The following is a 12,382-nucleotide window of genomic DNA, read 5'->3' as shown; positions in this document are numbered from 1 at the left end:
TCATATCCACCTCTATTACGTACTAGATTAAAGTTATTGTCATGTACGTGAGGTTTTGAGATGTCGCTTAACGGTAAACACGTATTAGTTACCGGAGGCTCACGCGGTATCGGTAGAGCAATCACCTTAAAACTAGCCGAACATGGGGTGAAAGTAGCTATTCACTACCACAAAAATGATGAAGCGGCGGAAAATACCCTAGTACAAGTACGAGAACGAGGTGGAGAAGGCTTTATTGTGCAAGCCGACATTTTACAGCCTCAAGATATTAATCGGATGTTTAGTCAGGTTAAGGATAAATTCGGCAGTCTAGATATCTTCGTTAACTGCGCCAGACCAGACTTAGCAACTTTCTACCATTCTCCAATGAAGATGACATTAGACCACTGGCGTGCGGCGATAGATTCTCAAGCACAGGCCTTCCTATTGGGAACTCAACAAGCTGCCAGTCTGATGCGAGATGGAGGCAGAATCATCGCCATCACCTATTCACCAAGTGGGCGTACTGGTAGCTGGCAGCCTTGGATGGCAATGGGAACGGCTAAAGCTGCGCTAGAATCGCTTTGCCGCTATTTTGCAGTTGCCCTTGGTTCCCGTGGTATTACTGTTAATGGCATTAGCCCTGGAGTTATCTTTGGTGAACCAAACCCCTTGGAAGGAGGAGTCTTGCGTTCTTTACCCACAGCAGCACAGGAAGCCACACAAAATTGGCATGAGAGTGGATGGACACCCATGAAACGGGTGGGAACTCCCGATGACATTGCTAATGCAGCGATGCTCTTATGTATGCAGGAAGCTAGCTTTATTACAGGTCAAATAATTCATGTGGATGGTGGCGCTTCCATTATGGACTCGATGTGTCCTTTGGAAATTCAGCAGGGATAGGACGGGGAATTAGTTATAAACTCCCGAATTTCTCCAGCTACAAGCCCAACACAGGATTCTGGTAAATTGCTTTCACCATGAGCAATAATTTTTAATTCTGCTTGAGGAATCAGTTTAGTATAAAACTGACTTCTAGCTAGGGCATCTGGCGTATCTTTGCCACCTTGCAAAACTAATACTGGGATTTCTAACTTAGATAGATAACTTTGCAGTAATTCTGCTTCGATTTCTGGTTGCTGGCGTTGAAACAATAACTGGGCAGCTGTAGGGTTTTGCAGTAATTTTTGGCGTGTTTGCCAATCTTGCTCTATTTTCTTATCTAGCCCAAAAATCTTAGTTAAAAAGCTGAGCGATCGCATTATCTTAAATAATAATGGCGATCGCTTGCTCAACCGCCGCATTTTCTGGCAATTTTGTGATTGCCCCTCTATCTGCACACCCTCTGGTGCTAACAAAACTAAGCCATGCACTTGTTCTGGATACTTTAAGGCATAACTAGCTGCAATCCAAGCACCTAGTGAATCTCCCAATAGATAGACTTTTTCTAGCTTTAAAGCTTGGAAAAACTCAGCTATGCACTCTACTTGTAAGTCAATCGAGTAATGAATATTGGGTTTTTCTGATTCTCCGAAACCTAATAAATCTGGTGCAAAGCAATGAAAATTCTGTGAAAGCGATTCCATGACTTCCACCCATTGGCTACTTTCATGCCAAGCACCATGTAACAAAACTACAGGAATCCCCTCACCAGCTTCACGCCAGAATAATAGCCCTTGAGATAGTTTTCTCCGGGCGTTACGTAATAGCGTATCCATTTTAATGTGTTGTTTATCTTTCTTTAGAATATAGGACTTACGCAGTGTTACTAATTTTCTGGCTTTTTTGTCAATAGTCAATAGTCAGTAGTCAATAGTCAGTAGTCAATAGTCAAAATCAAGGTTTTTGGACTGTGGACTATTGACCACCCTCAGAAGGGTTTTTTGGTTCAGTGCGTAAGTCCTAGAATATTCAGACTTTATCTTCAATCGCTAATTTTCACCTAAAATTTCACATAAGTTTTTATGCTAGGGTTGTTAATCCGTTTAAGTAATCCTGTAGTTGTCGAGTATGGTCATGAGACATTGGCCCTTGGGGTAGGGAACTAGGGGTAAAAGCCTTGATTTCCATGACTTCTAAGGTATCCTGAATATCCATTTTCCCTTCTACTTCGGCTTCAACCACAACACAAATCGAATGGATTCTAGGGTCGCGGTCTGGTGAAGAGTAAACTCCTACCAAACGCCTAATTTTTGTTAATTCTAGCCCTGTTTCCTCCAATAGCTCGCGGCGGACTGTCGTCGGAATGTCTTCTCCCCAGTCCACCATACCCCCAGGCAATGCCCACAAACCATCGTCTCGCCTACGAATTAATACAATCCGACCATCGGATAGTATTGGGATGATACTGGTTCCTGTGATGGGATGACGGAATATAATACCCAATACTGTTTGTCCAATACGCCACAAACTACGTGTGGATTGGATTGGTGATTTAAAAAAAGTAATAACGTTCAATCTAAAAATATGTATGGTTGAGTTTTTTTTAACCGTCTACCACTCACACAAACTCAACTCATTAAGAGTTTAGTTTTGCATTATAATATATAATGAAAATATATGTTAGTGCGTAGCAAATATATTTTAACTACATTCCTAATAAGATATCAACTTTTAAGGAATCAATCATTCTTTTTAGTTACAAATAGATTTACTGTATTTGGCTATACATCAGCCATATGAGTAACAGTATGAGGCGATCGCCATAGATTAAAACTGATGTAACTCATAGCTGAGAACTTGTATTTTTCTATTTTTTGCATGATCAATTAGGTGACATTGTCTATTCTAGAATCTGGGGCAACTACATTAGTAACTGCTGATTTTGTTACTCCTATTGGTAGATAGTTGTAAGTTTACGTCGTCTACTAGTATGAAGAAAATAGAAAAATCGTATACAAAAAAACACACATAGTATATGTGATGTATTCACTAAAAATATTTAGTTTCAGGACAATGTGATGCAGACAAATTGGAGAATCGGGTCTTTATTTGGTATTCCCCTATTTTTAGATCCTTTGTGGTTTGTAATTTTGGGCTTAGCAACACTGAACTTTGGTGTGGCTTACCAAGAATGGGGAACGGCGACAGCATGGACTGCTGGACTAATTATGGCGTTGTTGCTATTTGGTTCGGTGTTATTGCATGAGTTAGGTCATAGTTTGGCAGCGCGATCGCAAGGGATTAAAGTAAACTCTATTACCTTATTTTTGTTTGGTGGGATTGCCGCCATTGAGGAAGAATCCAAAACTCCGGGTAAAGCGTTTCAAGTAGCCATTGCTGGGCCTTTGGTGAGTATTGGCTTATTTTTACTCTTACGGTTGGGGAGTACTGTTGTATCTGATAGTAGCCCGGTTAGTCTGATGGTGGCTGATTTGGCACGAATTAACCTAATTGTTGCCTTATTTAACCTAATTCCCGGCTTACCTTTAGATGGGGGTCAAGTGTTGAAGGCTGCACTCTGGCAAATTACCGGAGACCGTTTTCAAGCAGTACATTGGGCAGCCAAAGCCGGACAAATTTTAGGTTATGGTGCGATCGCCTTAGGTTTTGCTGTAGATTTCTTTACTAGAGAATTAGTTACAGGCTTGTGGATTGTGCTGTTAGGTTGGTTTGGGGTTCGCAATGCCAACAGCTACGACCGCGTAACCACATTACAAGAAACCTTGCTAAAGGTAACGGCTGCTGATGCCATGACTCGTGATTTTCGTGTCATTGATGCCGACCAGACCTTACGTTCCTTTGCTGATTCTTACCTATTGGCAACTACCAACCCAGAAGTTTATTTTGCTGCCTCCGATGGTCGTTATCGCGGTATGGTCGCCATCGAGGATTTACGCCTGGTGGAAAGAAGCGCATGGGAAACTCAAACTCTCCACAGCATCGCCCATCCCCTCACAGAAATACCTACAGTTGCAGAATCCACTGTCATCGCTGAAGTCATCAACAAGCTAGAAAATGAACAGTTACCCCGTGTCACAGTACTTACTCCGGCTGGCGCTGTTGCGGGAATAATTGACCGGGGAGATATTGTCAGCGCATTGGCACAAAAATTAGGTTTGCGTATGACTGACGCAGAAATTAAGCGTATCAAAGAAGAAGGTAGTTATCCGCCGGGGCTGCAATTGGGGGTAATTGCCAAGTCTATTAATTAGGTAGTGTCATGGAGAAGGCAATGCCAATGAAAGATATCTTTCCCATACACCCTTTTTCAAGCTGGGAAAGCTATGTTAAGTAATGTAAAATTATTGTATACGTGCAGTTTTCCCGTTCAGGAAACTGCCCTAACTCCCTAAAAACTCACAATCATAGAAGTTGCCCATCATAAAACACCGACACCAAGCAATTTTTAATCCTCTTCTCTGCTTTCTATCACCTATGGTCTCTAATATTGATGATTGATTAAAACTATCCGGCGCATATGAAAAAACGCTATTTTTTACAAACTAGTGCTGCATTAGTTGGCACAGCTTTGTTACCACCTTATATTTTCCAAAGGTCAAGCATTATGGCAGCTTCTAATACCAAGTTTGAAATCGCCAAATCTGAACAAGAATGGCAAACAATATTAACCCCAGAACAGTTTCGTGTGTTGCGGAAACATGGAACTGAACGTGCTTTTACTAGTTCACTCGATAAGGAATATAGTGAGGGAACTTATGTTTGCGCTGGTTGCGGACAGCCCTTGTTTACATCCGATACTAAATTTAACAGTGGTACTGGCTGGCCTAGTTTCTTTACACCTATTGAAGGTGCAATTGGCACTACTACCGATAGATCGTTTTTTATGACTAGGGTGGAAGTACATTGCAGTCGTTGTGGCGGACATTTAGGTCATGTGTTTGATGATGGCCCTGCACCCACAGGTAAGCGCTACTGTATGAATGGTGTATCGTTAAAGTTTGAGCCTGCCTAAGGGACGCAAAAGCAAGATTAGTCTTAGTCCCAATTCAAGATGAAAGCGATCGCCTTCTAATCTGTGATAATTAGAAAGCGATCGCTAACTATTTTCTATCTATTTAACTAACAACAGCCTCAGCTTTTGTCTCTTGTGTCTCTACAGGAGGGACAACATAAGGTTTCTCCGCACCTTGGGCTAAATATTCAGCTAGTTGTTTTTCAATTTCGTCGCGCACAATTTGGCGATATTCTAGAAAATGCTCATTGTGGGCGCAAGCGGAAATATAATGTTCAACCACTCCAGGGTTATGCTTGAGGATGCTAAACAAGTGATGCCAGAATTTCCAACGGGTTTCTCGTTTGACACCTTGTCGCCAAATAACGATTAACAAGGCTTTAATGACTACCAACTCTGGCATTTTGAATGGTGTTTTGTAACGCGGCGCACCCAACATGAGGAAACAACGATAGGTGCGGTCTAAGTATTTTACTGGGTCGTATAGAGTACAAAAGGCTTCGATATATTCCCTGGCAATATCTTCTAGGGGACGGGTGGGGATGAAGTTCATCAACGTTGTTTGGTTGATGTTACTTTCTTTATTTTCCCGTAGTCGTCCTTCTTTCTTCAGGCGATGCCATAATGCTGTGTTGGGTAAGGCTTGCAACATGGCAAAGGTGGTGGACGGGATACCGGCTTGTTCAGCAAAACGGACAATGCGATCGCCTGCACCTGCTTTTTCACCATCAAAACCGATGATAAACCCAGCCATTGGGCGCAATCCAGCTTTAATGATGGTTTGCACTGCATCTGTTAGGGAACTGCGTGTATTTTGGAATTTTTTGGTTAGTTGTAAGCTATCTTCATCTGGTGTTTCAATTCCCAAGAAGACCGCAGAGAAGCCAGACTCGACCATTAAATCTAGCATTTCTTGGTCTTGCGCTAAGTCAACAGAAGCCTCTGTATCAAATTTAAAGGGATATTGATGTTCAGCCATCCAGACTTTCAACTCTTTCAGTAACAATTTCACATTGCGCTTGTTACCGATAAAGTTGTCATCTACCATGAACACACCACGCCGCCAGCCTAATTCATATAGGTAATCTAACTCTGCCAACAACTGTGCTGGGGTTTTGGTGCGTGGTTTGCGTCCGTAGAGAACAATGATGTCACAAAATTCGCACTGGAAGGGACACCCGCGCGAGAACTGCACCGACATCATGTCATAGGCATCCAGTTCTAGTAAATCAAAGCGGGGTACGGGTGTGCTTGTCACATCTGGCTTTTCTGCGGTGCGGAAAGTTCCAGATGTTTCCCCCCGTTGCACTGCTTCCACAAACATGGGTAGGGTGATTTCCCCTTCATCAAGAATGAGAAAATCTGCCCCGACGTTCTGCACATCATGAGGTGTAGATGTGGGATAGGGGCCGCCGACGGCGACTAACTTACCACGGCGTTTTGCTTCTTGAATTTGCTCAAGTAAATCTTGTTTCTGAACAATCATCGCTGAGAAAATAACGATATCTGCCCAAGCCCATTCTTCCTCGGTTACTGGACGGATATTGCGGTCTACCAGCTTAAATTCCCATTCCTGGGGCAGAATCGCCGCTACTGTTACTAAACCCAAGGGTGGTAACAACACCTTGCGATCGACTAAGGCTAGAATTTTTTCGTATGACCAAAAAGTTTTTGGAAATACTGGATAAACTAGTAGAATTCGCATCTTGTATCAATCCTCACGCTGTGATTGTGATCCCACGCTAACAAAAATAATTACTTATTAACTTATTTTCTAAATTGGCTTCAGTTTACCGTTAATGCTTTTGCTTGGCAATTATTCAAACAATACACTACGTATTGGACTTGATCTCACAGGGTGGTGTTCCATGAAGATGGCAAAATTCAAGTTAGGCATACTTGACTAAAAACACATGATATGTTTCAAGTATCAGCCGCGCTGTGCGGTTATTCCATCTTTTAGTCCTAATGCACTATTTTCCAGTTGTTTGAGTTGCTGCGATTTTTCTGATAATTGCAGTGCCAATCGCTGACAAACCAACTCACACAATTCAAAAATTATGGGGTCAGCAATTTCATAAAAGACACTCACCCCTTGGGGTTGGCGCTTGATAATACCAGTCTGCGCCAAAATTTGTAGGTGTTTGGAAACATTAGCTTGTTTGAGTTGGGTAATTTCTATAATTTCGGTCACATTTTTTGCACCAGATTTAAGCGCACACAATACTTGTAAGCGACTTACTTCAGACAATACCTTGAAATAATCAGCTACCGGTGCAAGTGCAGTTGGTGACGATTCGAGCATACTTAAGAGCAATTCAGTATAGTTTTTCTTGACAATTTATCTTAAAGCATTATAAAACATAAATATTATATTACTATATAGTAGTATAGTGGAAAAACGAGACGTTACTCATCAAAAGCTATGTTATTCCGGCAACTTTTTGACCCAGAAACCAGCACTTATACTTATTTGATTGCAGACTTGGAAACTAAAACTGCTGCTTTCGTTGACCCAGTGCTTGAACAAGTCGAACGTGACCAGAAGTTATTGACAGAACTGGATTTGACACTAGGCTACTGTTTAGAAACACATATCCACGCTGACCACATCACGGGTGCGGGGAAACTGCGTGAAAAAATAGGATGTGAGAACATTGTGCCTTTTGGTGCAAATGCCACCTGTGCTAACAAAAAAATGCAGCCTGGTGACGTGCTGCAATTCGGGTCAGTTGTCATTGAAGCTATTGCTACACCAGGACACACGGATAGCCACTTGGCTTATTTAGTCAATAAAACCCACTTACTCACAGGAGATTCCCTGCTGATTCGTGGCTGTGGACGCACGGATTTTCAAAGTGGTAGTGCAGCAGCACTTTACGACAGTATTACCAAAAACCTCTGGACGCTTCCTGATTCGACACTCGTTTATCCAGGTCACGATTATCACGGACAAACAGTGTCCACAATTGGCGAAGAAAAAAAGTTTAATCTGCGATTGGTTGGGCGCAGTCGTTCAGAATTTATCGAGTTGATGGGCAATTTAAATCTGCCAAACCCACGAAAAATTATGGAAGCTGTGCCAGCAAACCAGCGCTGCGGAGATGTGGCGATGACTTCTTCTTGAGTATCAGGGTTGAGAAATTAGTATTTTTGACCAGGAATTAAAACAATGACAAACAACTTGACGGAAATCGATGCCATCACGCTTAAGCAATGGATAGAGGAAAATACAGTTCTATTAATTGATGTGCGCGAAGCGGCGGAGTATGCAGCCGAACATATTCCTGATGCAAAGCTACTTCCTTTATCTAATCTCACGGCTGACCAAGTAACACCCCAGTGTGAAAACATCGTTTTATATTGTCGTTCAGGGAATCGTTCCCATCAAGCTGTGCAGAAATTGGTAGATGCGGGTGTTAACAACGTTTATCAACTCCAAGGCGGGCTACCCACTTGGAAGGCCGCAGGTTTACCCACGAAAGTTAACCTCAGCGCCCCTATTAGTTTGATGCGACAAGTGCAAATTGTTGCAGGTTCCTTAGTCTTTCTAGGAACAGTGTTAGGTGCATTTGTCTCACCTTGGTTCTTAATTTTGAGTGGGTTTGTTGGCGGGGGATTGGTGTTTGCTGGGGTGACAAATACCTGTGCAATGGGTAACTTACTGGCGAAACTACCTTATAACCGTCGGATGGCGTAAATATGACTTGGATAATTGGTCATCTCCTCGCCGTTGGTATTGGCATTAGTTTGGGGTTACTAGGTGGGGGTGGTTCGGTGCTGGCTTTACCTGTATTGGTATATGTCATGGGAATTGCCCCAAAAAATGCGATCGCTATGACTCTAGTAATTGTTGGTACAGTTAGTTTATTAGGAAGCATCTCTCACTGGCGTGCAGGAAATATCCAGTGGAAAACCGCCTATATTTTTGGTGCGGCGACAATGTTAGGGGCGTTCTTCGGTGCTAGGTTGGCAACTCTGCCATTTATTACCGACACCATACAAATGTTGCTGTTTGGGTTGTTGATGTTGGTGGCTAGTGTCATCATGATTCAGCGCAGTATGGGGACTAAAACAACTCATGATGAGTTACCTTACCCGCCACCAGTATGTAAACATTGCTGGTTGTGGTTGATGAGTGAGGGAATTATCGTTGGTGGTTTGACGGGGTTAGTTGGTGTTGGTGGCGGGTTTGCGATTATTCCAGCTTTGGTGTTACTTGCTAAATTACCAATGAAGGCAGCAATTGGCACATCTTTATTCATTATCGCCATGAATGCGATCGCTGGATTTCTCGGTTATCTGGGACACATCACCCTAGATTGGAACCTCATATTTAGTTTTATCCTCGCTGCTAGCGGTGGGACTTTGCTTGGTGCGTATTTGACTAGGTTTGTTCCTGCGGCTAGATTGCAAAAGAGTTTTGGCTATTTTCTGCTAGCAGTAGCAGCATTTGTGTTATTTCAAAATCGTGGCGTATTTTCACCAAAGTCGGCAACATCAGCAAAAGTTAGCTGGCAAAAGCAGGCATTGATTGACGATACTTTTTAAAGTAGAGGTAGAGGCTAAATCTTCCTTGTTGACTGCATCTGGGTTTGCCGCAACGCCGAATTTTAGTAGGGTGGAACGAATTATGACTGCTTTAACATTACAGTTACCGCCTCATCTTAAATTTACGGATGAGGAATTTGAACAAATTGTGGCTGTAAATCAAGAGTTGCGTTTGGAATTAACTGCGGAAGGGGAATTGGTCATCATGTCACCCACTGGGGGGGAAACAGGAAACCGTAATTTTGATTTATTGGGTCAACTATGGTTGTGGAACAGTCAGAATAATTTAGGCAAAGCTTTTGATTCTTCCACTGGTTTTAAACTTCCCAATGGTGCAACTCGTTCTCCTGATGCTTCTTGGGTCAAGATGGAAAGATGGAATATTCTCACACCACAACAAAGAAAAAAATATCTTCCCTTATGTCCAGATTTTGCCGTGGAGTTGGTTTCGGAAACTGATGATGTAGAAGATACTCAAGCCAAAATGCTGGAATATTTAGCAAATGGTTTACAGCTTGGTTGGTTAATTAACCCCAAAGATAAACTAGTGATTATTTATCGTCCTTATCAAGCACCAGAGGTATTACAGTCTCCTACAAGTTTATCTGGGGAAAATGTTCTTCCTGGTTTTATTTTAAATTTACAGCCAATTTTTGCATAGATTGAGAACTACTTGTGAGAACTATCAACACCGCTAATTTTTAAAACATCACTCATAGTTGCACAATAATTGGGCAAGCCAAAACTATCAGGATTAATCACGGTGTTATAGGTGAAATGACGATAATTCATACAGAATCTATCCCAATCTGCCATCTGAATGCGAAAGACGGCAATAATGAGATTTGCCAATGATAAAGATAGGGGAATACGGAAGGAAATCTTTTTGCCTAAATAGGTGCAAACTTCTTCTATTGCTTGGTTAGCAGTTAAACGCTTTTGTCCTAATACTAATCTACGTGACGTATTTTCTTGAGGAGGATTGACTATTAAATATTTAACTACGCTGGCAATATCTTTGCCGTGGATGAAGTGGAAACTACCATCGGCTTGTAAGAAGCGAATTAAATTAACATATTTTGTGACTTCGGGGATACCTGATGTGAGATGGGAGTAAGGTTTTTTGTCATCACCACCTAAAACTAATGTGGGGAAAACGGTGGTAATTTTGGGGGCAATACTTAATTCTGATATTTTATGTAAGCATTGATATTTAGACCGGATATAATCTGTGCCAATTTCTCCTGCTTCTTTGAGTGGTTGATTTTGGCTATCTAAAACACTGGCGGTAGAAAAATAAATAATTTGTTGACAACGGTCTGGATCTAATAGGTTTAGTAACTCTATAGTTTTAGATACATTAATATCAAAGGTTTGCTCACCACCCCAAGCAGTTGCGGTGAGAATTGCTATATCAATTGTGGATAATAAATCAGCAAATTGACTAATATTTTGCATATCACCCTGTAAGACAGTGATACCCGGACGAACCTGAGTATCAACTTGTAATTTACTGGGGTTTCTGACTAGTAAATATAGTTCGTAATCGGTTTCTTGAATTAGGGTTTCGCTAATATAGTGACCTATACAGCCACTAGCACCGGTCACAAAAATTCTTTTTTTGGTCATGTGTTTGCAGTTTGGTTATTAGTTGTAGTGATAAATGGACAACTAATAAATACGCTAAGTTCCTAAGTATGATTTGTTCACGCAGAGACGCAGAGAGAAGTTGCGGTGCGGGGGTTCCCCCCGTTGAGCAAACCTCGGTGGGCGCAGAGAAGAAATAAGAGAATTTGTCAGTTGTCAACTGTCAACCGACAACTGACAACTGACAACTGACTACACCAAAACATTTAGTTGCTTGGCTGTTTCAAAGAAGAAGGCGACGTTTTCTTCTGGTGTGTCTGGTAGTACACCGTGTCCCAGGTTGAGAATATGACCCCAGTTACCTGCTTTGCGAACGGTATCGATGATGCGATCGCGGATAAACTGTTTAGAGGCATAAAGTACACCGGGGTCAAGATTGCCCTGTACTTTCATCTGTTTGCCTAATCTGGCTCTAGCATCAGCCATGTCTACTGTCCAATCTACGGTGACAATATCCGCACCAGATTGTCCCATGCGTTCTAGTACGCCGGCGCTACCACTGACTAGCAAAATCAAGGGTGTATCAGGATGGGTTTGCTTGATTTGCTGGAATACTCGTTGCTGATAGGGTAGGGCAAAGGTGTCATAATCTTGGGGGCTGAGTTGTCCTGCCCAAGAGTCGAACATCTGTACTACTTGTGCGCCGGAGTCGATTTGGTAACGAGCATAAATGGCGATCGCATCTGCTAATTTAGTTAACAGTTGATGTAGAATCGCTGGCTCTGAGAATGCCAGATTTTTGATGATGGAGTAGGTTTTGGAACCTTTCCCCTCCACAGCATAGGCGGCTAGCGTCCAAGGCGCACCTACAAAGCCTAATACCGTTGATTGGTTACCTACTTCTTGGCGTAAAGCCTGCAATATGGTTTTAATGAACGGTAAAGCTGCTTCTGGTTCTAAGGGACGCAGTTGTTCAATTTGTGCTTGAGTGCGAATGGGCGCATGAATGATGGGGCCTTTACCTTCCGCAATGTCCATTTCAATCCCTAAGCCTGGTAAGGGGGTGACAATATCGGAAAATAAAATTACTCCGTCTGGCTGGAAAGCTTTCCAAGGTTGCAGGGAAACTTCAATCGCTACCTCTGGAATTTCAGAGCGATCGCGAAATGAAGGATACTTTTCCCTTAAATCCCGATATGCTTTCATGTATCGTCCTGCTTGGCGCATCATCCATACAGGGGGACGATCTACAATTTCACCACGAGCAGCCCGCAAAAGGTGAGGAGCCGTTGAAGTAACACCCATTTAACACTTCATCCTAAGTCACTTTTTTATGTCACTGTTTAG

At 42.3% G+C, this 12,382-nt stretch carries 13 protein-coding genes; 7 read left to right on the top strand and 6 right to left on the bottom strand.

The window, feature by feature from the left end; all coding sequences use genetic code 11:
* Positions 1-60: 60 nt before the first annotated feature.
* Positions 61-885, top strand: coding sequence for an SDR family oxidoreductase (locus ACM5QX_RS07560; protein ID WP_011318602.1), 825 nt, complete (start codon positions 61-63; stop codon positions 883-885).
* Here ACM5QX_RS07560 and ACM5QX_RS07555 read toward each other — a convergent pair.
* Complete coding sequence (locus ACM5QX_RS07555; protein WP_414753101.1) at positions 873-1,700, bottom strand: alpha/beta fold hydrolase; 828 nt, start codon at positions 1,698-1,700, stop codon at positions 873-875. The genes ACM5QX_RS07560 and ACM5QX_RS07555 overlap by 13 nt on opposite strands.
* Positions 1,701-1,944: 244 nt before the next feature.
* The gene (locus ACM5QX_RS07550) at positions 1,945-2,439 is read right to left on the bottom strand and encodes an NUDIX hydrolase (RefSeq protein ID WP_414753053.1); all 495 of its coding nucleotides are present in this window, start codon (positions 2,437-2,439) and stop codon (positions 1,945-1,947) included.
* A gap of 503 nt (positions 2,440-2,942) precedes the next feature.
* Between ACM5QX_RS07550 and ACM5QX_RS07545 the strand changes: the two genes are divergently transcribed.
* On the top strand, positions 2,943-4,136 hold the full coding sequence (locus ACM5QX_RS07545; protein ID WP_011318599.1) for a site-2 protease family protein: 1,194 nt from the start codon (positions 2,943-2,945) through the stop codon (positions 4,134-4,136).
* A gap of 266 nt (positions 4,137-4,402) precedes the next feature.
* Positions 4,403-4,897 carry a peptide-methionine (R)-S-oxide reductase MsrB gene (msrB, locus tag ACM5QX_RS07540; RefSeq protein WP_011318598.1) on the top strand — a complete coding sequence of 165 codons (495 nt, stop codon included), beginning with the start codon at positions 4,403-4,405 and terminating at the stop codon, positions 4,895-4,897.
* Between the two features lie 103 nt (positions 4,898-5,000).
* Here the strand turns inward: msrB and ACM5QX_RS07535 are convergent, their stop codons facing one another.
* On the bottom strand, positions 5,001-6,602 hold the full coding sequence (locus tag ACM5QX_RS07535; RefSeq protein WP_414753052.1) for a B12-binding domain-containing radical SAM protein: 1,602 nt from the start codon (positions 6,600-6,602) through the stop codon (positions 5,001-5,003).
* Positions 6,603-6,827: 225 nt separating this feature from the next.
* Positions 6,828-7,202, bottom strand: coding sequence for an ArsR/SmtB family transcription factor (locus tag ACM5QX_RS07530; RefSeq protein WP_011318596.1), 375 nt, complete (start codon positions 7,200-7,202; stop codon positions 6,828-6,830).
* Positions 7,203-7,322: 120 nt separating this feature from the next.
* Between ACM5QX_RS07530 and ACM5QX_RS07525 the strand changes: the two genes are divergently transcribed.
* From ACM5QX_RS07525 to ACM5QX_RS07510, 4 genes are all read left to right on the top strand, one after another.
* Positions 7,323-8,024: an MBL fold metallo-hydrolase gene (locus tag ACM5QX_RS07525; RefSeq protein WP_414753051.1), complete on the top strand. Its 702-nt coding sequence runs from the start codon at positions 7,323-7,325 to the stop codon at positions 8,022-8,024.
* A gap of 45 nt (positions 8,025-8,069) precedes the next feature.
* Positions 8,070-8,597, top strand: coding sequence for a rhodanese-like domain-containing protein (locus ACM5QX_RS07520; RefSeq protein ID WP_414753050.1), 528 nt, complete (start codon positions 8,070-8,072; stop codon positions 8,595-8,597).
* A gap of 2 nt (positions 8,598-8,599) precedes the next feature.
* Positions 8,600-9,448 (top strand): sulfite exporter TauE/SafE family protein, encoded by an 849-nt coding sequence (locus ACM5QX_RS07515; protein WP_414753049.1) that lies wholly within the window; start codon positions 8,600-8,602, stop codon positions 9,446-9,448.
* 82 nt (positions 9,449-9,530) lie between these two features.
* Positions 9,531-10,109, top strand: a complete 579-nt coding sequence (locus ACM5QX_RS07510) for a Uma2 family endonuclease (protein WP_414753048.1) — start codon at positions 9,531-9,533, stop codon at positions 10,107-10,109.
* A gap of 8 nt (positions 10,110-10,117) precedes the next feature.
* Here the strand turns inward: ACM5QX_RS07510 and ACM5QX_RS07505 are convergent, their stop codons facing one another.
* Positions 10,118-11,077, bottom strand: a complete 960-nt coding sequence (locus ACM5QX_RS07505) for an NAD-dependent epimerase/dehydratase family protein (RefSeq protein ID WP_414753047.1) — start codon at positions 11,075-11,077, stop codon at positions 10,118-10,120.
* Between the two features lie 210 nt (positions 11,078-11,287).
* Entirely contained in the window at positions 11,288-12,340 is a 1,053-nt protein-coding gene (hemE, locus tag ACM5QX_RS07500) for a uroporphyrinogen decarboxylase (protein ID WP_190567531.1), read from the bottom strand.
* Positions 12,341-12,382 lie beyond the last annotated feature (42 nt).

This window comes from Anabaena sp. CCY 9910 (assembly GCF_963920875.1).
Lineage (GTDB): Bacteria > Cyanobacteriota > Cyanobacteriia > Cyanobacteriales > Nostocaceae > Trichormus > Trichormus variabilis.
The sequence above is the reverse complement of the archived record's forward strand: the minus strand, read 5'-3'. Positions and strand labels throughout refer to the sequence as shown.

Excerpts from the sequence above, each read along its gene's own strand:
- ACM5QX_RS07560 (WP_011318602.1), top strand. The coding sequence starts at position 61 with ATGTCGCTTAACGGTAAACACGTATTAGTTACCGGAGGCTCACGCGGT.
- ACM5QX_RS07555 (WP_414753101.1), bottom strand. The coding sequence starts at position 1,700 with ATGGATACGCTATTACGTAACGCCCGGAGAAAACTATCTCAAGGGCTA.
- ACM5QX_RS07545 (WP_011318599.1), top strand. The coding sequence starts at position 2,943 with ATGCAGACAAATTGGAGAATCGGGTCTTTATTTGGTATTCCCCTATTT.
- msrB (WP_011318598.1), top strand. The coding sequence starts at position 4,403 with ATGAAAAAACGCTATTTTTTACAAACTAGTGCTGCATTAGTTGGCACA.
- ACM5QX_RS07535 (WP_414753052.1), bottom strand. The coding sequence starts at position 6,602 with ATGCGAATTCTACTAGTTTATCCAGTATTTCCAAAAACTTTTTGGTCA.
- ACM5QX_RS07530 (WP_011318596.1), bottom strand. The coding sequence starts at position 7,202 with ATGCTCGAATCGTCACCAACTGCACTTGCACCGGTAGCTGATTATTTC.
- ACM5QX_RS07525 (WP_414753051.1), top strand. The coding sequence starts at position 7,323 with ATGTTATTCCGGCAACTTTTTGACCCAGAAACCAGCACTTATACTTAT.
- ACM5QX_RS07520 (WP_414753050.1), top strand. The coding sequence starts at position 8,070 with ATGACAAACAACTTGACGGAAATCGATGCCATCACGCTTAAGCAATGG.
- ACM5QX_RS07515 (WP_414753049.1), top strand. The coding sequence starts at position 8,600 with ATGACTTGGATAATTGGTCATCTCCTCGCCGTTGGTATTGGCATTAGT.
- ACM5QX_RS07510 (WP_414753048.1), top strand. The coding sequence starts at position 9,531 with ATGACTGCTTTAACATTACAGTTACCGCCTCATCTTAAATTTACGGAT.
- ACM5QX_RS07505 (WP_414753047.1), bottom strand. The coding sequence starts at position 11,077 with ATGACCAAAAAAAGAATTTTTGTGACCGGTGCTAGTGGCTGTATAGGT.
- hemE (WP_190567531.1), bottom strand. The coding sequence starts at position 12,340 with ATGGGTGTTACTTCAACGGCTCCTCACCTTTTGCGGGCTGCTCGTGGT.